This is a genomic window from Pirellulales bacterium, assembly GCA_036499395.1.
Lineage (GTDB): Bacteria > Planctomycetota > Planctomycetia > Pirellulales > JACPPG01 > JACPPG01.
Genome location: DASYDW010000068.1, coordinates 1 through 22,225, shown reverse-complemented (window position 1 = coordinate 22,225; position 22,225 = coordinate 1). Strand labels below are relative to the sequence as shown.

Genomic DNA, 22,225 nt, shown 5'->3' with positions numbered 1-22,225 from the left:
AAAACTACCTGCCGACTGAAATTCGGGTGCCACTGCTAGCTCGTCTAGCAGTGTCTTTCCGCAAATCCGCACTGCTGGGCAAGCCAGCAGTGGCACCCAGCCTCGATTTTGAAACAGGCTTTAATAACACACAGGACGTCGTTCACCAGCGATCGACGTCACTAATTCGCGCGGTACGCCGCTTCTTCGCCACGGGTGACTTCAAAACCCATCTCGCGGATCATCCGGTAGTCGGACTCCGGCGCCTGTCCCTTGGTCGTCAGGTAGTCGCCGACGAACAGGCTATTGGCGACGTACAGCCCCAGTGGCTGCAGACAGCCCAGGTGCATTTCGCGGCCCCCGGCGATGCGCAGTTCGCGCTGCGGATTGACGAAGCGGAACATCGCCAGCACCTTTAAGCAGTAGCGCGGCGTCAGGTCGCTGCGTCCGGCCAGCGGGGTGCCGTCGATAGGATTCAGGAAGTTGACAGGGATCGATTCCACTCCCAGCTCGCGCAGGTGCATGGCCATTTGCACGATGTCGGCGTCACGTTCCCCCATGCCGATGATTCCGCCCGAGCACAGTTCCATGCCGGCGTTGCGCACATTGCGCAGCGTCTCGACCCGATCGGCGTAGGTGTGCGTCGTGCAAATCTCGGGGTAATGCTCTTCGCCGGTGTTCAGGTTGTGGTTCACCTTGTCGACGCCACAGTCCTTCAATTGTTGAGCCTGTTCTGACGAGAGCAGGCCCAGGCAGGCGCAGATCTGCAGGTCGTACTTTTCCTTGATCTCGGGCACGATCTTCGTAACCGCGGCCATCTCGCGCTCGTTGGGACCGCGGGCCGAGATCACGATGCAATACGTTTTGGCACCTCGCTCGGCGGCGATCCTGGCGCCGTCCAGCAGCTTGTCGCGCGACAGAATGTTGTAACGCGGAATCTCGGCCTCCGAGACTTTCGACTGCGAGCAGTACGAGCAATCCTCGGGGCACAGGCCGCTCTTGGCATTCATCAAGAAGTACAGTTGCACGGTCTTGCCGAACCAGCGCTGCCGCAACCGGAAGGCCGCCGCGACGCAGTCCAGCAATTCGTCGTCGCTGGCGCGCATGATGGCCAGCGCTTCGTCGGTCGTGACCTGGTGTCCTGCCAGCACCTGATCGGCCAACCGCTGCCAGCGGCTAGCGCCCTCGGCGACCGATTGCGAGGCAAGATCGAGCATGACACGACTCCTGGATTCCGGGGCGGCAATAATTGTCCTATAGGAATGACCTAAGTATCGCCGAGAAGGCGGAATTCACAAGCCTTGCTGGCGCACGCAGCCTTGGCCGGTCGATAACTCGTTTGACTGTTAAACCGGACGCGCGACTTGGCAGGCGCGCGGTTTCGGCCCACAATGAAGCCGTGGCCGTTCGTACAAGGCCGAACGCCCGGCGCCCCCTGCAAACCAGGTACAAGTGGTAACGATGTCGCGATCGCATTTAGTACGCGTCGGTGCGTTGGGAGTCGTAGGCCATTTCGACACCGCCGAGGCCGACCTGTACCCCCGGCATGCGCGCGTCATCGTGCGCACGGGGCGCGGCGTGGAACTCGGCGAAGTCCTCGCGCCCCCTGAGCAGCAGTCTGCGACCGCCACAAGCGACGGCACAATCCTGCGAGCGATGACGATCGAGGACCGGCTGCTCGAATCGCGACTGGCGAAAAACTCGCACGCCGCGTACGACGCCTGTCAGCAGCGATTGAATGCGATGGGGCTGTCGGCCTGCCTGATGGATGTCGAGCATCTGTTCGACGGGCGGACGCTGATCTTCTATTTCCTGGGGGACGTTCCCCCGCAGGTCGAGCATCTGACGGCCGAGCTGACCGAAATCTACGAAGCTGAGGCACACTTCCGCTCGTTCACCGACGTGCTGACGCACGGCTGCGGTCCCGGCTGCGGCACCGAATCGGCCGAAGGGCACGGCTGCGGAAGCTGCTCAACCGGTTGCGCCGTAGCAAGCGCCTGCTCAACACGCCGGCATTAAACGAACCGGCTTCTGCGCCGTGCTTTGCCGAATTCTGTAGCCGGGCGCGCCCCGCGCGATCGCGCTTCTGTAGCCGGGCTCTGTGAGCCCGGTGAGGCGAGCAAACCACGTCCCTCACATCGAACGCTCTCAAAGGTTCGAGCCCCGCAAGGGGCGACAGCATGTAGCCGTGGGCGCGAGCCCACGGAAGACTTCGCAAAGAACATCGTCGTAAGCCCCGCAGGGGCGACAGCGAAGTCCCTGTCGAAGATCGATGTCGCCCCTCCAGGGCTTTTGCCACGCAACGAGACGGTTCACCGTGGGCTCGCGCCCACGGCTACACGGTTCCGCCCCTTCGGGGCTAAGTCAGCGCAGCAATCTCGAATGCGAGGTCAACCGACCTGTTTCCGCGTTTCCAAAGGTCGCTGCTCACACCCGTCGCGCCGCCAAATACTGCTGAGCGTTATGTACATAATGCTCAGCAGCGAATTTGTTGTGCTCGATCTCTAGTTCGCTCAGCGCGCGCTTGATCTTGCCGGGCAGCCCCATCACGAGCGAGCCGGGAGGAATCTCAACCCCTTCGGTGACGACCGCGCCGACGCCGATGATCGAGTTCGCGCCGACCTTGGCGCCGTTCATCACCACCGAGTGCATGCCGATGACGACGTTGTCGCCGATCGTGGCGCCGTGGACGATCGCCGTGTGACCAATCGTGACCCCGTCGCCGATCAAGCAAGGAATGCCGGGATCGGCATGCAGCACGGCGTTGTCCTGAACGTTCGATCGGCGGCCGATGCGAATCTCGGCACAATCGCCGCGAATCACGGCGTTGAACCAGACGCTGGAATCCTCGCCGATCGTGACGTCACCGGCAATGCGCACACCTTCGGCCAGGTAGACGCTGGGGTGGATCTGATTGTGACGAAACGACGCAAAATCGGGCGTATCGGACATCTGTGTCGAGGCTCCTTGTGCGCAAGCTTGCTCCGGGCGAGTCGCGATTTTACACTAGAAAATCGGAGGCTGGCCATCGGTCCGAACCGCGGTCTCTTCCCGCCCTCAATGCCGGTCTGCCCCCAGGCACCGCCAGCCGGCTGCCCTCACCTTGCTGGAACATCTCATGCCGCGCCCCGTTTGCGTTGTTTTGCTTGCGATCTGTCTTCTGTCGCCCATCGCGAATTCCGCGACCCCGGATGACAAACTTTCTGATTCGCCGCAACTGGTAGCGCCGACCGAGGCCATTTCGGCCGCCGAACAGCAAAAGAAGTTTCACCTGCCGCCGGGCTTCTCGATTCAACTCGTGGCCGCCGAGCCCGAGATTCGCAAGCCGATGAACCTGAACTTCGACGTGCATGGCCGGCTGTACGCCACGCAGTCCGAAGAGTATCCGTTCCCGGCTCAGGGGGACGCACCGCGGCGTGACGTCGTAAAACGCTTCGACGATATCGGCCCGGATGGCCGGCCCGCACGGATTTCGACCGTGGTGTCAGGCCTGAACATTCCGATCGGCATTCTGCCGCGCGAAGACGCGCTGATCTATTACGCGATCCCCGAGATTTATCGCGCCGCCGATCCGAAGCAGGACGATCACTATCAGCCGGGGCAACCGCTCTACAGCAGCTTCGGCTTTCGTGACACGCACGGCATGGCCAACAGCTTCACCCGCTGGGTCGACGGCTGGGTTTACGCTTGCCACGGCTTCAACAACGACTCCGACGTAAAAGGGGCCGATGGCAATGCCGTAAAGATGAACTCAGGCAATACGTATCGCTTTCGACCTGACGGCTCGCACATCGAGCAATTCACCCACGGCCAGGTGAACCCATTCGGTCTGGCGATGGATCCGCTGGGGAACCTTTATTCGTCGGACTGCCATACCAAACCGATCTACATGCTGCTACGCGGCGCCTGGTATCCCAGCTTTGGCAAGCCACACGATGGTTTGGGCTACGGACCTGAGATGATCGAACATTTTCACGGCTCGACCGGCATCGCGGGCGTGGTCTACTACGCGGCCGATCAGTTTCCGGCGGAATATCGCGAGACGGTGTTCATCGGCAACCCGGTCACGGGGCGCGTGAATCACGACCGCTTCGAACCGCACGGCTCGACCTACAAGGCAATCGAGCAGCCTGATTTTATTTCGTGTGACGATCCCTGGTTCCGGCCCGTCGATATCAAGATGGGCCCCGACGGCGCGCTGTACATCGCCGACTTTTACAACTGCATCATCGGACACTACGAAGTGCCGCTGACGCACCCGCGCCGCGATCGCAGCCTGGGACGTATCTGGCGCGTCGTGTACACCGGCACTGAGCAAGCGCCCGCTCCGTCGCCGCGCCGCATGCCAGACCTGGCGAGATTGCGCGCCGCGTGGCTGGTCGATTTACTCGATGATCCGAATCTGACGGTCCGCGTGCTGGCCAGCGAACGCCTGACCACCGTCCTGGGATCAGGCGAAAGCGTGGCGGCCAGCCATATCGATCTACTCAAGGGAGCACTGTCATCGCAGGCGACCGATGATGCCGCCACGACGCGCAAGACGCATGCGTTGTGGCTGGTCGAACGATCGCTAACGGGCGGATTGCCGCGCGACACGGTCGATCGGCTGGCCAATGATCCCGCACGGATGGTGCGAGTCCATTTGGTAAAAGCGTTGGCCGAGCGCGCGGAGTGGAACGGCTCGTCCGATGTTTATGGTTTGGTCCGCGGCAAGCTGCATGACGCTGATCCCTTTGTGCGCCGAGCCGCAGCGGACGCGCTCGCGCGTCATCCGCAGGTCGAAAACGTCGAGCCACTGCTGAATCTGTGGGCCGAGACGCCTGCCGACGATACGCACATGGTTCACGTCGTGCGAATGGCGGTGCGCGATCAATTGTTGAAGCCAGGCACGTACGGTGCCCTGGCGGCGCTCGCCGGGGCGAAGCCTGACTTTGCCGCGCGGCTGGCCGACGTCAGCCTGGGCGTGCGTAACGCGGAATCGAGCGCCTATCTGCTGAGCTATGCCGAGACGCACGCCGTGGACGACGGACCGCTGGCCGAATACTTGCACGATGCCGTGCGATATGCGACCGACGAGCAATTCACCGAAGCGATGCGGCGTGCCCAGGCCGTGGCGGCCGGTTCGTACACACGGCAGCAGACCGCGCTGTTGGCACTCGCCAAGGCAGCCCAAGAACGTGGCAAACCGGTACCGGCGTTCACCGGTGACTGGGCGGGGCGCGTAGCAACGATCCTGTTGGCGCAGCCGGATCGGCCGTCGGTCGATCGAGGCATTGAACTCGCCAAGCAGTTGCACGTAACGGCCGCCTTCGACGCGCTGGCAGCGCTCGCAGCCCGCGATTCAAAACTGCCTGACGTGCGCAACGCCGCGCTCGATGCGTGTGTGGCCAACGATGCGGGTCGAGCCATTGCGACCGCGCGAAACATTCTCAGCGACGCAGCCGAAGCGATTCCGATGCGGCAAAAGGCGGCGACCGTGATGGCGGCCATGAATCTGCCCGATGCTCGCGCGGCACTGGCCGAACAGTTAAAGGCCGCGCCGGACCGATTGGCCGTGGAGATTGCGCGCGGATTGGCCGCGACGGCCGAAGGGGGCGAAACGCTGTTGACCGAGGTCACGGCCGGCCGTTGCTCGCCGCGCCTGCTCAAGGATGCGACCGTCGAACAAAAGCTGAACGCCGCCAAGTTGCCGGAACTGGCTGACCGGCTAGCGAAACTCACCGCCGACCTACCGGCCGCCGATGAACGACTCGCACAGTTGGTGGACGCACGTCGCGGCGGCTTTGCTCAAGCCAAGGCCGATCCGGCCGCCGGGCAACAAGTGTTCCAGAAAGTTTGCGCGGCTTGCCACACACTGGCCGGCCAAGGAGCCAAGATCGGACCGGGCCTCGACGGTGTAGGACTGCGCGGGCTCGACCGACTGCTCGAAGATACGCTCGACCCCAGCCGCAACGTTGATCAGGCGTTTCGCACGACGTTGATCAATACCACGGGCGGAAACGTGGTCACCGGATTGCTGCTGCGTGAAGAGGGAGAAGTGCTGGTGCTTGCTGACGCCCAAGGGAAGGAAGTCCGCCTGCCGCGCAGCGAGGTCGAAGAACGAACGATGAGCAAGCTGTCGCCGATGCCGGCTAATGTCGCAGACCTGATCCCCGAGGCCGACTATTACAACCTGTTGGCCTATTTGCTCGAGCAGAAGCAAAAAACCGAAGCCACGGCCGCGGTTAGCAGCAACAAGTAGGCAGGTAGTAGGCAATAAAGAAAACAAACGGGCGGTAACGCATCCATTCGAGCTGGCAGGGAGGTGTAGTTGTGACGGTGCCCTATTTCGTTGACAAGTCGCAGTGCTCGCAGCATCAGATCTTTCCCGGCGTGCAAATCTTCACCACGCACGGCGATCATGTGATGTTGTCGCTGGTGGAGTTCGAGCCGCACGCCGTGGTCGAGGATCACAGCCATCCGCACGAGCAGATGGGATTCATGCTCGAAGGAGAAGCCGAATTCGTCGTCGGCGGCGAGCGAAAAATCGTACGCGCCGGCGAAATGTGGCGCATCCCCGGCGGCGTCGTCCACAAAGTGATCGCCGGCGACAAGCCAGTCAAAGCGCTCGACGTCTTCTACCCGATCCGAGATGATTATCGGTAACAAACGCAACCGGCCGGCACGTAGGGTAGGGTGCTCTGTGAACACCAAGAAATCGCGCGCGATGCAGCGGTGCCCAAAGGGCACCCTACCGGACGCCGCGGAGAAGGTGGTGCGTCATGGACGCACCCTACAAATTCATGCATCGCTAACACTAGCTCGCCACCGCCGCGTCTCGTAGGGTAAGGCGATCGTCGTTGAAAGAAACCTCTTGGCAGGACATGCGCCATGAAACTCGCCACGTCATCTTTGCTTTCGAAAACAAGCTTCGCCTGCCTGGCCGTGCTCGCGATCACGGCGCACGCGCAAGCTGCAGACGAGCCTGCCCCGCTGCCGCCGACACATGCCGATGTTTCCTACGGCGCGCCGGCCAGCGACGTGCTCGACTTTTGGCAAGCCAAGGGCGATGGCCCTCGTCCGCTCTTGGTCCATATTCATGGTGGCGGTTGGGTCGGCGGCGACAAGAAAGTAGACGCCAAAACGGTTCAACATTTCCTCGATCGCGGCATCTCGTACGCTTCGATCAATTATCGCCTGACCGGGACGGATCCCCTGCCGGCACCGGTTCATGATGCGGCCCGGGCGATTCAGTTCCTGCGTTCGAAGGCTGCGGAATGGAATATCGACAAGTCGAGGATCGCGCTGACCGGCGGCAGCGCCGGGGCTTGCACGTCGATGTGGCTTTTGCTGCACGACGATCTGGCTAACCCGCAATCGGCCGACCCGGTCGAGCGGGAAAGCACCCGCGTCTGCGCCGCCGCGGTCAATGCCGGCCAGACGTCGATCGATCCGCCTGTGATCGAAGCGTGGCTCGGCCCGAACGTCCTCAAGCACCGCATGATCTGGATGGCGGTGGGCGAGCCCGACATGGCCGCGGCACAAGCGAACTACGAAAAGCACAAGGCGCTCTATCACGAGTTCTCGCCCATCAATCATCTCGACGGCCGTGACCCACCCTTGTTGATGACCTACGGCAACAACATGACGCTGCCATCGGAAGATGCCGGCCACGGAATTCACCATCCCGTCTACGGCGTGAAGATGAAAGAAAAAGCAGACTCCGTTGGCCAGGAATGCCATCTGCTGATCAAAGGCAAATCGAAGTCGGACCAGTACGCGACGGCCGACGAATTTCTCATCGCCAAGCTGCTGGCCCCGCACGACGGCGACAAGAAATAGTCGCGAGTACTCTCACTGCTGAGAGCAAACCTTGCGAGTTCTTCATCCTCGCGCGGCGAAGTAACGCGCGAACAGTTCACAAACACCTGTGTAGAAGAACTCGATCCTGCCCATCTTGTGCGGACTGCCGTCGCGGCGTGATTGCCGTTGCCTCTCGTTAAAGGCAACGTTACTTTGCTGGCCGTTTCCGGGGGCGGCCATCGGCCCGTTTCGAACCGTGGCCGACCAACGTCCGAGCGCCCATGTGTACGCGTCGCACACTCTTGCTGTTGGCGATCATGTTTTTCGCCGCCGAGGTGCGCGCCGATAACGGCGTTCCTCCTCCCCCCGAGCCTGGCGGGCCGATCCTCAGCCCGATTTCGTCTCCGTCGTCAGCCGCGCCGCCGGACGTCTCGGTCTGGCCTCCCCGGCCCCCTGCCGCCGCGGTGCCACGTCAACCGACCCCGGCCGAGGCGATCTATACGGCCAACAACTGGCAGCCGCCGCCAGCGATGAACACGTCGCCCATGACATCCCCACCGATCATTACCCAGCAGTCACCGATGACAGGCCCGGGAATCGTCTCGGTCGCGCCGTCGTTTGCCTTCGCGCCGCGCCTGGTCGAATCCACGTGGTATACGCGCATTGAATATTACCACTGGGGGGAATCGCTCAACGGCGCCAACTTCGTCAGCGAGAATGGCCCGCTCTATACGCTGGGCTATCAGCGGCGCATCGGTTCCGAGCGGTTTCGCGCCGAGATCTTCGGCAGCCAGGTGCGCTACAACTCGACACTGCAATTCAACGACGGCACGACCGAACCACTTGTATCCCAGACCGATCTGTTGGGCGTGCGGGCCGAATACGATTTTTTGTTTCAGCCCGACTGGCCGCCGCCGATCAATTTCTTCGCCGGCATCGGCACGCGTGCCTGGATCCGCAATTTGCCCGACTTTACGACCGACGGCGGCGACTTCATCCGCGGTTATCAAGAAACGTGGTGGACGACCTATCCGTACATCGGCATCGAGTCACGTCACGACGAAAGCGCCGACGTCGAGTTCTACGGCCGTGGCCGTGTCGGACTGGTGGCCATCACGTATGAGCATCTGACGTTGCACGAAGCCACGCTGTTTCCCGGGCCAGGCGTCACGGCACAGGTCGAACTTGGCTTTCGCGGCGAGAATCTGTTTCTGGCTGGCTACGCCGAAGTCTTCACCTGGCGGCAATCGGGCGAGGCCCGCAATCTGGTGCAGCCCTCCTCACTGCTGCTGACCGTGGGCCTGCGGACAGGACTGAGCTTCTAGCGTTCCACCATGCGCCGGTCGCTCGTGAATTCGCGACAGCGTGGTGACAGTTCACTTGCTTCTCTGTTACCTCGAACAACCGCCAGCATTGCCAGCTTGGCTGATTCTCGGCGATTTGCCATCCGGGGCACCCATTAAATCGCGTCTCGCGCGAGTCGCATGGACCTCTCGCAGGCAACTCGTCTACAATCCGCCTCCGCAACATGCCTTCAAAAAGATTGCGTCGCCACACGATAGCAGCTGCAGTGCCGCTGCGATCCGCTGGACGCGCACCCACCGTAGTTCGGGATAGACCCTCATGATGAAATCTCTCATCGCCTACACGTTGATCGTGATCACCTTGTGCGCTCCGTCGATCGCCCAGGCTCAACATGGTGGACGCGGGGGCGGTGGCCGCGGCGGTGGAGGTTTTGGCGGCGGTGGTGGCGGTCGCGGATTCGGTGGCGGCGGAGGAGGAGGTTTCTCCGGCGGTGGCGGCGGCGCCGGTGGTTCGTCACGTGGCAGTGGCGGCGGATTCTCAGGCGGCGGTGGTGGTCATGGTGGCGGAGGTGGTGGTGGCGGCCGTGGTCCCAGCGCCCCGGCCTATCATGCTGCGGGACACTCCGCACCGCATGGCATGGCTCACGGTGGACCGGCCCATTCGTTTGCTTACGGTCATCGTCCCGCTTATCAGGCCGGCGGTTGGTATCACGGCGATTGGAATGGTCATTGGTCGCATCCCTGGGGCTATCGCCCGGCCGGTTGGTATTGGGGCGGCGGCTGGGGTTGGGGTTGGGGACTGGGCTTTGGTTTTGGACTCGGATCCGGGCTGGCAATCGGCGCTTCGTTCGGTTCGCCCTGGGGATGGGGTTATTACCCCTATTACAATCCGTACTGGGTGCAACCGGTCGGCGGCGTAACGTATATCAACTACTCGCAGCCCATCGTCGTGGCTCCGCCGGCCGCGCAAGGCATGCCGGCACCGTCGCTTCCTCCAGCGCCGGGCGGATCGACATATCCTGGACTCGCGCCGACGCCTGGCCTGACGTCCGGCATTGCCACACCTCCAGCGCCGCAACCGCCCGGTAGTAGTGCCCCGGACGCGCCGGCGCCAAACAGTACGCAAACCCAGGCACTGGCGATGTTCGATCAAGCGCGCGCGTTATTCGAACGCGGCGACTATCAACTGGCATTGGCCGAAGCGAATCGCGCCATCGCGATCGTCCCCAATGACACGCTGATGCACGAATTCCGCGCCCTGTGCCTGTTCGCAACGAAGGACTACCAGCAATCGGCCGCCGGCGTATACGCCGTGCTGTCGATCGGTCCCGGCTGGGATTGGGCCACGGTCAGCGGTCTGTACCCTGACGCCAACGCCTACACGCAGCAGTTGCGCAGTCTCGAAGCCTACTGCAACGAGAATCCTCAAGCACCGCATGCGCGCTTCCTGCTCGCCTATCATTACCTGCTCGAAGGTCATGACCAGGAGGCAGCAACCGAGCTCGAAGCCGTCATCGAGCTGCAGCCGAAGGATCAACTGGCCGTGCAGCTACTCAAGGGCTTGAAGGACTCGCCCGACGACGACACTCCGGCCGGACCTTCGCTCGCAACGCCCGCGACTACGGCCCCCCCTGCCCCGCCTGTGCAGCCCGCGATGGTGATCGGCAACTGGAAGGCAGATCGTTCCGACGGCTCGGCGTTCGAGCTGAACTTGTCGCAAGACAACAAGTTCTTGTGGAAATTCAACCAGGATGGCAAGCAACAACAGTTGCAAGGCACCTACACCCTGGCGAATAATTTCCTCATCCTGGCGGCCAACGAACAAAACACGTTGGTCGGTCAAGTCGCCATGGCGCCGGGCGACAAGCTGAAGTTCAAGCTAGCCGGCGGCGCCCCGAACGACCCAGGCCTGACGTTCACACGCTGATGAAGGTTCTCTTCCTCCACGGCTGGCAGTCGAAGCAAGGTGGGTTGAAACCTTCGTACCTGGTCGAGCATGGCCTTACGGTCATCAATCCCGCCCTGCCGGACGAGGATTTTGCCGAATCGGTGCGCATCGCCGAGTGTGCCTGCCGCGACGAGCGCGTGCAAGTGATCGTCGGATCGAGCCGCGGCGGCGCCGTGGCCATGAACGTCGATAGCGCGGCAGCCATGCATCTCGCGGCGCCACTGCCGATGGTGCTGCTGTGCCCCGCTTGGAAGCGTTGGGGTACCGCACGCACAGTCCCGGCCGGCACGGTGATCCTTCACAGCCGCGCCGACGACATAATTCCCTTCGCCGACAGCCAAGAGCTCGTCGAGCGCAGCGGACTGTCAGCCGGATCATTGATCGAAGTCGGCCGCGATCATCGCCTGGCCGATCCCGAACCACTGGCCGCCATGCTCGCGGCCATCAAACGGCTGGCTACTCACGCAGGCTGATCGGCAAATACGCCTCGTCCCACTTTCCTGACAATGCGCGATACCTTTCCTGTCAACGCACTGCCAAAAGCATCGCAATTCTTGATTATCGCTTGTTACACAGCCAGCGGCGACGAATCGATTCTGGTGCAGATTCCCGGCTTTCGCTATCTTCGATGGGCAACGACCGCGCCTTTGTCTGTTGGGGGTAGCGGCCGGTCTTAAGCAATTGCATGCGAGCCCGCGACAAGCGTGGAGTCTAACCACTCCCTGCCGAACGCCGCGGCCGTGATGCAATGCGCCGGCCGGCGCGGTCAGGGCGTCGCCTGGAAAATAGCCCAGTCATGCTGCCACGTCATTCGTCACCGGTCAGTGCGGCGCAACTGCGCAGCGCCATGATTGCCACGGTGCGCGAGGGGCTTGGTTACGCAACGCTGGCGATGGGCGTGGCGTTCGTCATTCTTGCGATCGCGTCGTTCTTCTTGGGCTTCGGAGCGGTGGCTCCCTGGCTCGCGGCCATCGAAATCGCTTCCGCGGCGTCGGTCTTGGCTGTTCGCTGGTTGCTCTGGCGCATTCACGTCCCGGACCGTTTTGTTTATCCGCTCGTGATCGTGGTCGGCGGCGTGGCGCTCGCGCGCTGTCTCACACAGTTGTACGTTTGGCATAATCCTCAGGACACGATGAACCTGGTCCTCCTGCTCGGAGGCTTGAGCCTGCTCTCGTTGTCGTTCGCCTGGTCAGCCCTGCTGGTCGGCGCAACGTGGATAGGCTGGTTCGCGATTGCTCTGTGGGTCGATCCGCGGGAAGCATGGACCCCCTACGGTTTCTTCTTGATGTGGGCCACGGTTCTCGGCGCTGCCGTGCAATACGCGCGGCAAAAGCTGCGCACCCGCCTGGTGCAAGCCGAGGCTCGATACCAGGTCATGGTCGAGCATCTGCCGGTAATCAGCTACCTGGACGACCTGCACCCCAACGGCAAGCCGATCTATATCAGCCCGCAGGTGCAATCCGTGCTGGGCTATTCGGCAGACGACTGGTTGGCGAGCCATTCGTTCTGGCGCGATTGCCTGTATCCGGCCGATCGAGAAATCACCGTGGCCCGGATGCGTGAGCACATCGTACAGAAATCAGGTTGGGACCTCGAATACCGAATGATCGCCAAGGATGGCCGTATCGTTTGGATCCAGGATCGCACGACGCATATTGAAACCTCTCATGGCGAGTTCTTATCGTACGGCGTCATAGTCGACGTCACGCCGCGCAAACGAGCCGAGCTGATCGCCTGGGGGGGCAACCGCGTGCTGCAGCACATGGCCGCCGGGGAACCGTTGGTGGACGTTCTCGAGGCGCTGTTGCACGTCTGCGAAGATGCGACGGTCGAGTCGCGCGGCATGCTGCTGCTGTTCGATTCGAACAAGGTGCTGCGGAACGCGGTCATCCCTCGCTTGCCCTCCGAATTCGTCGACGCGGTCCTGCGCAGTAAAGATCCGCAGGCCTTGGGGCCTTATTATGCAGCCGTCGAGCGTGGCGAGTCGATCATCGTCAATGACATCGCTACCGATTCTCCTTGGCCCGCGCACAATTTCGCGGCGCTCGAGGCCGGTCTGAACGCCTGGTGGGTCGAGCCGATCATTTCGCACGAAGGTCAGGCCCTGGGCGTCCTGGCGCTCTACTCCCAGCAGCAGCGCATCTCACGGTTAATCGACGCCCGCTGGATCGAATCGACGGCCCGCCTGGCGACATTGGCCATCGAGCGTTCGCGCGCCGCGGACCATTTAACCAGGCACCGCGAGCAACTCGAACAGTTGGTCGACGAACGTACCCGCCAACTAGAAGCCTCGCTCGGTCAGCTACGGCACGCCGAACGATTGGCTTCGGTCGGCACCCTGGCCGCAGGCATCGCGCACGAGATCAATAATCCGGTCGGCATGATCCTGCTCTCAGCCGAGCAGGCGCTCATGGTCACGGCCGACACACCGCAGGCGGGCAAGGTTGGCGAGCTGCTGCGCGATATCGTGGCCAACGCCAAACGCTGCGGGCGCATCGTGAAGAATGTCTTGCGATTCGCCCGCCAAGAGCCGGCCGAGCGCTGGCCGGACGACGTCAATGCCGTCGTGCAGCATGCTGTCGAGTTGACCAAAACCTATGTTGCGCGGTGCGGGGGCGAACTCAAGACTCGTCTGGCAAATCCGTTATCGAAGGTAATGCTCAACCCCATCGAGCTGGAACAGGTTTTCGTCAACCTGATTTGCAACGCCCTCGAGGCCGCCGACAAGGCCCCCAGCATTAGCATCAGCAGCGAGCAGGCCGATGGCGTGGTTCGCGTCTCGGTTTGCGATAACGGTCGCGGCATCTCGCGCGATGACCGCAGCCGCATCTTCGACCCGTTCTACACCACGCGGCAGGCCGACGGAGGAACCGGCCTGGGTTTGAGCCTGGCCTACGGCATCGTCACGGACCACGGCGGCACGATTCGCGTCGACGGCATCGAAGCCGGCGGCACGCGAATGGTCGTCGAACTTCCTTCCTATTTGGAGGAATCTTCGGCCGCGTCGAGATGAAACTGGGCCAGCACGTGGTGTACGACCGGTGCCAGCATCACGCCGGCCAGGACCAGGAAGACCACGCCAGCAAACAGGGCGTACAGTCCGGCCAGCCATTTGCCGGCCTGCGTATGAAGCGGATCGACCGGCCCCATCCCTCCCAACAACATCGCCGCGTTCAGAAAAGCGTCAGGCCACGCCAACCCCTCAACCCAGTGATAGATCGCCATCCCCAATCCCAGGGTCGCCAGCCCCAGCGGCAATAGCGCCAAAGAACGCCACATCATGCGGCCGGCCAGATGCCACGGACGATGCCGAAACGGAAGGTGAAAGCCCTTCACGTCCATACGCGGGCGTTCCGGCACATTCGACATGGTCGTCACTTCTGTTCGAGGGTGCGTAGGAAGAAGTCGTTCACGACGGGTTTCAGCCACGGAACCCGAACTAACGAATGCGGGCAATGCCCTACTTTGGCCAGACGAATATAGCTCACATCCTGGTGCCCGGCTTTGACGAGCGCCGCGACAAATTCGTCCGCCGTGCGCACATCGACTTGTTCATCGTCCGCGCCGTAAATCAGCAACAGCGGCGCTTTCACACTTGGATGCGCGGCGGGCGATGCTCGGCGATAAGCGTCGACAAGTTTGCCCTGCGGAGGGCCTCCCAGGAAGGTTTCGATCACTCCGCGCAGTTGATTCTGCTGGTGCTGCCGCGTTAGATCGAGCGGACCACTGTCGCTCGCGGAGGCCTGCACGCCACTCGAAAACCGTTGGGCGGGATCCTGTGTGTCATCGGCACTCGGCTCTTCGTTCATACTCAGCAACAAGGCCAAATGCCCTCCGGCCGAGTTTCCATAGGCCCCCACGTGTTCGGGATCGATCCGAAATTCCTCGGCATGCGCGCGTAAGTAGCGCACCGCCGCGCGACAGTCGTCAAGCGCCGCCGGAAACGGCGCTTCGCGCGATAATCGATAATTGATCGTGGCCGCCACGAACCCCAGCCGGGCGAACTCTTCGATATTCCCCGGCACACCGTGCAAGGCCGAGGCAAAGCTCGACTTGTCCCCTTCGATCCAGCCGCCGCCATGAATAACGACCACCGCCGGACGCCGGCCTGCAGGCATGCGCGGAATCGCCAGATCGAGCATGCAACTGGGACCCGCTTCACTGTAGCGCAGATTGCTTCGAAACTTGATCGGCGCATCCGCATCATCAGCGGCCTGGGCGAAAGTCGCGCTGCAAACAATTAGCGGCGCTAGAGCCATCAACTGAAACACGGCACGCATGGAGATGCCACGCCACGGATCAGCCATCGGCCCTCCCGAAAAAAGGTGTCAGGTACCTTTTTCTTCTCCCCCACCGCTCCGAGCGGCTCGCCGCGAACGAGCTAGCCGCGGCGTTCCAACGCCGCGACTTTTGCTAGACGCCGCTCATGGCGCTCGGCCCCCGTGAATTTCGCCTTGAGAAAAAACCGAATCAACTCTTCGGCCAGCATCGGACCGATGATCCGCCCTCCCAGGCAGAGGATATTCATGTTGTCATCTTCAACGCCCTGGTGCGCCGAGAAGCTATCGTGAATCAGACACGCCCGGGCGCCCGGAATCTTATTTGCCGCGATCGATGCCCCCACGCCGCTGCCACAAACCGCGATGCCACGTTCGACCGCCCCTTTGGCGACGGCCTCGGCCAGTGGCACGACGTAATCGGGATAATCGTCCCCCTTATCCATGCTCGTCGCGCCAAAGTCGACCAGATCGTACCCGCTCGCGCGCAGCGACGCAGCCAACTGCTCTTTCAATTCAAAGCCGCCATGATCGGCCGCGATGCCGACGCGCATAGTCGTATCTCCTAGAAAGAATATTTTCGATCGCCCCCTAACGGCCCGACTTCACCGGCGGCGAACGTGTCCCTTGCTTCTTCGGCAACCAGGATTGTCGCGGACTTAAGATAGGGAACTCCACATCGATCGGCGCCCGAACATTCCGACCGGGAACGTTCACAATTAACATCAAATCTGCGTTTATCTGCGAAATCTTCAGCTCATATCCTTAAGGCGTTGCCAGCGCCATCAACGATAAGCTTCGAATTCACCCAGTAACCAGCGGCAGGTCCGATTTACATCTGCTGCCCAACGCCTTACACTTTAATGGTGGTGGCTGGCAGGGAACAGGGCCATGCCGCCAGGGGGATTTTGGCATCCCCTCGTCGCCTGTTCGGCAATTCATTTCTGGCACGGGCTGTCTGCGCTGCGACGATCTTTCGCGTGGCCGTCAAACCATCGCGCGAAAAGTACGGCGAAGCGCAGTGGCCATTCGCAATTCTAAGGGAAGTCGGCTCCTGCATCGTCACTGACCAACCACAGCGTGAAACATGTCGCAAGCCATCGTCGACCCGGAACAACTTCGCCGGTTTGCCCACAGCCTGAAGCGCTTCAATAGCGATCTGCAAACGCAGATGATGACCATGAGCGGTCAGATGAAGAACCTCAGCCAGAGTTGGCGCGACAAGGAACAGCAGAAGTTCAACGAAGAGTTCGAGCAGACCATTCTGACGCTGTCGAAGTTCATCGAGACGGTCGACGCCCACGTCCCCTTCCTGATGCGAAAAGCGGATCGCGCCGAGGAATACTTGCGGCAACGCTGAGGCAACCATGCGGCCAGGCGTACACGTCAAATCGATCGAGGCGCTCGAAGCGTTTCGCGCGGCTCTCTACATCTTTGGCGAAGAGGCCGAGCAGTCGCTGTCGTCGATCCAGTTGGAAGCCGACAAATTCCTCAGTTGGCTCGAAGAAGATCAAATCAAGTTCTGGCGCGACGAAGTACGCTTGCGCGAGGAGATCGTGAACGAGGCCAAGACCGAATTGCACCGCTGCCTGCAAGCCACGGTCGATGCCTATCGCACCCCCTCCTGCCATCACGAGAAAAAGGTGCTCGACGCCGCCAAGAAGAAGTTGCACCTGGCCGAAGACAAGCTAACGCTGGTCCGGCGATGGATTCCCAAAGTCAAGCAAGCCGTCAACGAATATCGCATGAAGGCCGAGCCGCTCCGCAATTCGGCAGTCTCCGACGTCCCCCGCGCCGCGGCATTCCTGCAGGCCAGCGTGAATCGCCTGCTCGAATATATCAGCATCTCCGCGCCCAACACCGAAGGGATCATGGAACGTGTGACCCAGTCGCGCGCAGCGGGCGAGGCGCCGGAAGCTACTGAGTCGCAGCCGGCGGGCGAGGCTCAGGAAGCAGCCGAGCCGAACATAGCGGGCGAGGCCCAAGAAAGCGACCTGCAACTCACCGCCACCGAAAATTCGCAAACGCCACCACCAACGGTCGACGACCCTACAATCCCACTGTCGGCAACCACCGGCGATATCGCAAGCGGTCAGCTTACTGACAACAACACTGTCGACGAGAAGTAAGCCATGATCTTCGACGACAATAAAGCCCGCCTGATCCATGCCGCCCGCACGATGAAGCTGCGTTGGGACCAGACTCAGGGAGAATGGAACGACCAGGTCATGCGCGAATTCGAACGTAAACATTTAGAGCATTACGAACCGAAACTGGCGACAACCATCCGCGCCCTGGAGCGCTTGGCCGAAATACTCAAGAAATGCGAATTCGAATGCAAATAGCCCTTCGCTCCACATCACATCCGCAACAAAATCATTGCTGAATACTAATCCTCTCTTCCTTTCGCGCGTCCTGAATCCTTCATGAGCCCCATACGCGTCGTCGAGCGTGAAAAACGCGTGCTAGAGACGCTGGTGCGGCTCGTGGACGATCGCGTCCAGGCCGAGCAGGTTGCCGACGCGTCCTATCGCGCCGGCGAAAAGGAAATCACCGCCGACTTTCAGCGCGCCTCGGCCGAGATCACGGCCCGCTATCAGGCCGAGGCCGGCGCGGCCGAACGCGCCGAACGCACCGCCCGCGAGACCCTTATCGGTCAGTGGAAGGCGCACTCGCGTAAAATCGAAGAGTCCAGCCAGGACGCCGCGCAGCGGATGGTCAACGATATCAATCGGGCCGAGCGCAAGGCCCACAAAGCCGTCGACGAGGCGCGCTGGCTGGCGCGGACGGTGTTCGAGGCCAGCCGTAAGCGCATGTCCGAAAACATCGCCGAGTTGCAGCAGCAATTGCGCAGCCGGTTGCGCACGACCCGAGGGATTGAAACCGACGCAATCTACGAACTCCAGCGGCTCGGCCATCGCAGCATCATCGACCAAACCGTCGTACCTCCGCCGGACGACGACGTGGCTCTCGACCATGCCGACCTGCTCGGCCAGTCGCTGGAAACGGCCAAGGCCGAACTGCAGGCACTCCGCGCACTGAAATTGCCCGACGCGGTGCGCAGCGCGAACGCCGCCTGGATCTTCATGGTCGTGGCGGCGCTGACCGCGCCGGCCGTGGCCTGGCTCAGCAACGGCAGCTTGCCGATCACAGCCGGCGTCACGCTGGTTCTGACGGCCGGCGCCGGCGTCGGACTGACGATCTGGTTGCGTGGCGTGGCGCGCCGGCAAACCGCGGCCCGCTTTCGCCCCCTACTCGCGTCGGTTAAGCAGGCCGAAACTTCGGCGCGCCGCTACCTCGAAAAATCGGCGGCCAACTACAAGCGCAAGCGAGCCGAAATCCGCCGCCAGCGCGATACTGAGTACGCACGCGCCACCGAGCAACACGCGCCCGTCCTGGCAACATGTAAACAACGCCGCGAAGTCGAACTGCCAAAACTGACCGAAGAAGCCGATCAGCATTTGGTCACCCTGCAACGCCGCCTCGACGAAGAGCTCGCCAAATCGCAAAACGTCGAAGCCCAGCAAAAGGCCGACGCGCGCCAGCGCTACGAGCAAGCAATGTCCGAGGCGCAAGCCGTCAAAGAGCGCCGCTTGGCCTCGAACCAGGCGGAATTCGAGCGGGCCCGCACGACCATCGCGCTCGACTGGCAAGCCGGCTATACCGCCGCGCAGGGCGAATTGGCAGCGATCAACCAAGAGATCGACCACAGCTGCCCCCCATGGGACATCGTCACCGGCGGCGATTGGCGTCCGCAGCGCGACGTGCCAAAGGCCATCCGTTTCGGCGACCTGACGCTCGACCTGCGGGCTCGTGCCGCGCCGGTCGACGCCGAGAATCAGGATTTGGTTTTCAAGCTGCCCGCGCTATTGGACTTCCCGGGCGGCACGTCGATTTTCATCAAGACGCAAGGTGAAGGCCGGCGTCGCGCGATCGCGCTGTTTCAAGTCGTGTTATTACGCCTGCTCACCGCTGTGCCGCCAGGCAAAGTGCGACTAACGATCGTCGATCCCGTCGGGCTGGGCCAGAACTTCGCGGCCTTTATGCACCTGGCCGACCACGACGAGGCGTTGGTGAATCATCGCATCTGGACCGAGCCGGTTCAGATCGAGCAGCGGCTCGCCGATCTGACCGAACATATAGAGACCGTTATCCAGAAATACCTGCGCAACGAATTCCCCACGATCGAAGCGTACAACGAAGCCGCTGGCGAAGTGGCCGAGGCGTTTCGCGTTCTGGTCGTGGCCAACTTTCCGGCCGGCTTCACCGAAGCCTCGGCCCGCCGACTACTGAGCATCGCCGCCAGTGGTCCGCGCTGCGGCGTGCAAGTCTTGGTCAGCGTCGATACCAAGCAGCCGGCACTCCCCGGCATCAGCCTGGCCGATCTGCAAAAACACGCCACGGTATTCACGATCTCGGGCAACGACCTCGCTTGGCAAGAACCTGACTTCAAAGAGTTGCCGCTCGTCGTCGACAATCCGCCCACCGAGGAATGCAAGGCGGTGTTGAACACAGTCGGGGCCGCGGCGCACACGGCCAAGCGCGTCGAAGTTCCCTTCGAAGCCATCGCCCCGCCAGACGACGCTTATTGGAAAGGGGACAGCCGCCGAGGCATCGACGTCCCGCTGGGGCGCGCAGGCGCCACGCGCTTGCAACACCTTCGGCTGGGTCACGGAACTTCGCAGCATGTGCTGATCGCCGGCAAAACGGGCTCGGGCAAGTCGACCCTGTTGCACGCGCTGATCACCAATGCCGCGCTGCGCTACAGCCCTGACGAAATCGAGCTGTACCTCATCGACTTCAAAAAAGGGGTCGAATTCAAGACCTACGTCACGCACGAGTTGCCGCACGCGCGCGTCATCGCGATCGAAAGCGAACGCGAGTTCGGCCTGAGCGTGATGCAACGGCTGGACGCCGAGATGCGCGAGCGCGGCGAACGCTTTCGCGAGGCGGGCGTGCAGGATATTGCCGGCTTTCGTGACTCCGGCGAAATTTTGCCGCGCATCCTGTTCATCGTCGACGAGTTCCAGGAATTCTTCGTCGAAGATGACAAGGTGGCGCAAGAAGCCTCGCTGCTGCTGGACCGCCTGGTACGGCAAGGACGCGCTTTCGGTATCCACGTACACCTCGGCTCGCAAACCCTGGGCGGAGCGTACTCGCTGGCCCGCACCACGCTCGGCCAGATGGCGGTGCGCATCGCCTTGCAATGCGCCGAATCCGACGCGCACCTGATTCTCAGTGAAGAGAACTCGGCGGCCCGACTTCTGTCGCGTCCCGGCGAGGCGATCTACAACGACGCTAATGGCATGGTCGAAGGAAACCATCCCTTCCAGGTTGTCTGGCTGCCGGACGAGCGGCGCGACGTGTTCCTGGACGAAGTCACCAAGCTCAATGCCCAGCGCCCGCCACGCACGCGTCGGCAGCAGATCGTCTTCGAAGGAACCCGTCCCGCCGACATGGAGAAGAGCGAAACCCTCGCCGCGCTGATCGCCACGGCCAGTTCCACGCCGCCGGCTGTGCTAACTCAACCAAGCGTTGTGGAATCGTCCGACGCACTTTCCGAGGAAACAATCGAAGCGACGGGCGGCCCATCCACCGCTGCCGTTGCCCCGCTGGTTTGGCTGGGCGAGCCGCTGGCCATTCAATCGGCAACTTCAGTCACGTTCACCCGTCGTGGCGGGTCCAACTTGTTGATGATCGGCCAGAATGACGATGCCGCGGCCGGCATGTTCATCAGCTCGATCATCAGCCTGGCCTCGCAATTCCCAATCGCCGGCGGCAACGGCCAGCCCGCGAGCGCTTCGTTCACGATTCTCAACGGCGCCTTGCCGGACCGCGATTATGTGCCGCTGTTTGCGAAACTGCCACGACTGTTGCCTGGCCAGGTGCGGTTGGTGCCGGCCAACGATACGTCCGCGGCGCTCGCCGAGCTAGCAGCCGAAGTCGAGAGCCGGCACTCCGGAGCCGTCGACACAGGCCCACGCTTCCTGTTCGTGTTCGACCTGCCGCGCATGCGCGAGCTGCGCAAGCAGGAAGAGGATTTCAGCTTTTCGCGCAGTGCCGAAGAAACACCCAAACGTCCCGATCAGCATTTCGCCGACATCCTGCGCGACGGGGCTCCGGTAGGCATCCACACGATCGTCTGGTGCGACTCGCTGACAAACTTCCAGCGCATGCTCGAACGGCAAGGATTGAAGGAATTCGACACCCGGTTGCTACTGCAAATGAGTGCCGCGGATTCGAGCCTGCTGATGGACACCCCCGCCGCCAGCTTCCTGGGCAAGTACCGCGCCTTGCTGCACCGTGAAGACGAGGGCCGCCTGGAAAAATTCCGCCCCTACTCACCCCCCTCCGAAAACTGGCTCGCCACCACCTGCGACCAAATCACCGCACAAGCCGCGCCCACCGCCGCTCCACTGACCAGCGACGAGTAGCCAGTAACTAGTTGCTAGTAGCCAGAGGGCGGCAGGCAGCCAGCATTGACGAAAAGGCAGAATGATGAGTGCAGAATGATGGATGGGTTAAACACACCATCATCACGAAACCGATCGCGACAAACACTAGCCCGAAACGCCAGCGATGGTTCTTTCTTCGCCAACTCGCGGCGTACGCATTTCGTGCGTGCGTCTTTCGTAGGGTGCGTCCGCGACGCACCGAATTGTTTTCTTAGCGCATCAACAGCCATCGAAGACATTTCGATCCGCAGATGACGCAGGTTTTCGCGGATGAAATACGAAGAATGAAAGACGGTGCGTCACGGACGCACCCTACCTCGGAGCAGTAGCTAGTAACTGGTAGTCGGTGGTCAGCAACTCTTTCGCGCCGCCCGCGCCGCTCTTCGTTCCGACTACTAGCTAACGACTACTGATTACCAACTTCCTTTTTTCCTCTAGAAATTAGGCCAGCGTTTGTGGCATAGTCGTGCTTAGCCGATT

Annotated in this window: 17 protein-coding genes; 12 read left to right on the top strand and 5 right to left on the bottom strand. The window is 61.9% G+C overall.

All coding sequences use genetic code 11. The features are described 5' to 3' along the window. Positions 1–161: 161 nt before the first annotated feature. Positions 162–1,196 (bottom strand): biotin synthase BioB, encoded by a 1,035-nt coding sequence (gene bioB / locus VGN12_12750; protein ID HEY4310312.1) that lies wholly within the window; start codon positions 1,194–1,196, stop codon positions 162–164. A 244-nt stretch (positions 1,197–1,440) separates the two neighbouring features. Between bioB and VGN12_12745 the strand changes: the two genes are divergently transcribed. Continuing rightward, positions 1,441–1,998: a PSP1 C-terminal domain-containing protein gene (locus tag VGN12_12745; protein HEY4310311.1), complete on the top strand. Its 558-nt coding sequence runs from the start codon at positions 1,441–1,443 to the stop codon at positions 1,996–1,998. Positions 1,999–2,406: 408 nt separating this feature from the next. On the opposite strand, the gene VGN12_12740 is transcribed toward VGN12_12745, so the two are convergent. Continuing rightward, the gene (locus VGN12_12740) at positions 2,407–2,931 is read right to left on the bottom strand and encodes a gamma carbonic anhydrase family protein (protein HEY4310310.1); all 525 of its coding nucleotides are present in this window, start codon (positions 2,929–2,931) and stop codon (positions 2,407–2,409) included. A 166-nt stretch (positions 2,932–3,097) separates the two neighbouring features. Between VGN12_12740 and VGN12_12735 the strand changes: the two genes are divergently transcribed. From VGN12_12735 to VGN12_12705, 7 genes are all read left to right on the top strand, one after another. Further along, positions 3,098–6,220, top strand: coding sequence for a HEAT repeat domain-containing protein (locus VGN12_12735; protein ID HEY4310309.1), 3,123 nt, complete (start codon positions 3,098–3,100; stop codon positions 6,218–6,220). A 71-nt stretch (positions 6,221–6,291) separates the two neighbouring features. Continuing rightward, a complete protein-coding gene (locus VGN12_12730) occupies positions 6,292–6,624 on the top strand; it encodes a cupin domain-containing protein (protein HEY4310308.1) in 333 nt (110 codons plus the stop codon). Between the two features lie 225 nt (positions 6,625–6,849). Next, positions 6,850–7,800 carry an alpha/beta hydrolase gene (locus tag VGN12_12725; GenBank protein HEY4310307.1) on the top strand — a complete coding sequence of 317 codons (951 nt, stop codon included), beginning with the start codon at positions 6,850–6,852 and terminating at the stop codon, positions 7,798–7,800. A gap of 242 nt (positions 7,801–8,042) precedes the next feature. Then, positions 8,043–9,086, top strand: a complete 1,044-nt coding sequence (locus VGN12_12720) for a hypothetical protein (GenBank protein ID HEY4310306.1) — start codon at positions 8,043–8,045, stop codon at positions 9,084–9,086. Between the two features lie 298 nt (positions 9,087–9,384). Next, a complete protein-coding gene (locus tag VGN12_12715) occupies positions 9,385–10,992 on the top strand; it encodes a tetratricopeptide repeat protein (GenBank protein HEY4310305.1) in 1,608 nt (535 codons plus the stop codon). Further along, a complete protein-coding gene (locus VGN12_12710) occupies positions 10,992–11,486 on the top strand; it encodes an alpha/beta fold hydrolase (protein HEY4310304.1) in 495 nt (164 codons plus the stop codon). The genes VGN12_12715 and VGN12_12710 overlap by 1 nt, the downstream gene beginning before the upstream one ends. 323 nt (positions 11,487–11,809) lie before the next feature. Further along, a complete protein-coding gene (locus VGN12_12705; GenBank protein HEY4310303.1) occupies positions 11,810–14,026 on the top strand; it encodes an ATP-binding protein in 2,217 nt (738 codons plus the stop codon). On the opposite strand, the gene VGN12_12700 is transcribed toward VGN12_12705, so the two are convergent. The 3 genes from VGN12_12700 to VGN12_12690 all read right to left on the bottom strand — a co-directional run bounded on the left by VGN12_12700 (position 13,993) and on the right by VGN12_12690 (position 15,844). Then, positions 13,993–14,382, bottom strand: a complete 390-nt coding sequence (locus VGN12_12700) for a hypothetical protein (protein HEY4310302.1) — start codon at positions 14,380–14,382, stop codon at positions 13,993–13,995. The genes VGN12_12705 and VGN12_12700 overlap by 34 nt on opposite strands. A gap of 5 nt (positions 14,383–14,387) precedes the next feature. Continuing rightward, a complete protein-coding gene (locus tag VGN12_12695) occupies positions 14,388–15,320 on the bottom strand; it encodes an alpha/beta hydrolase (protein HEY4310301.1) in 933 nt (310 codons plus the stop codon). Positions 15,321–15,394: 74 nt separating this feature from the next. Further along, positions 15,395–15,844: an RpiB/LacA/LacB family sugar-phosphate isomerase gene (locus VGN12_12690; GenBank protein HEY4310300.1), complete on the bottom strand. Its 450-nt coding sequence runs from the start codon at positions 15,842–15,844 to the stop codon at positions 15,395–15,397. 533 nt (positions 15,845–16,377) lie between these two features. Here VGN12_12690 and VGN12_12685 point away from each other — a divergent pair. The 4 genes from VGN12_12685 (at position 16,378) to VGN12_12670 (ending at position 21,724) form a co-directional block, all read left to right on the top strand. Further along, positions 16,378–16,650, top strand: coding sequence for a WXG100 family type VII secretion target (locus VGN12_12685; GenBank protein ID HEY4310299.1), 273 nt, complete (start codon positions 16,378–16,380; stop codon positions 16,648–16,650). A gap of 7 nt (positions 16,651–16,657) precedes the next feature. Beyond that, positions 16,658–17,419 carry a hypothetical protein gene (locus VGN12_12680; protein ID HEY4310298.1) on the top strand — a complete coding sequence of 254 codons (762 nt, stop codon included), beginning with the start codon at positions 16,658–16,660 and terminating at the stop codon, positions 17,417–17,419. A gap of 3 nt (positions 17,420–17,422) precedes the next feature. Beyond that, positions 17,423–17,635, top strand: coding sequence for a hypothetical protein (locus tag VGN12_12675; protein HEY4310297.1), 213 nt, complete (start codon positions 17,423–17,425; stop codon positions 17,633–17,635). A gap of 81 nt (positions 17,636–17,716) precedes the next feature. Further along, positions 17,717–21,724: an FtsK/SpoIIIE domain-containing protein gene (locus VGN12_12670; GenBank protein HEY4310296.1), complete on the top strand. Its 4,008-nt coding sequence runs from the start codon at positions 17,717–17,719 to the stop codon at positions 21,722–21,724. Positions 21,725–22,225: the final 501 nt, after the last annotated feature.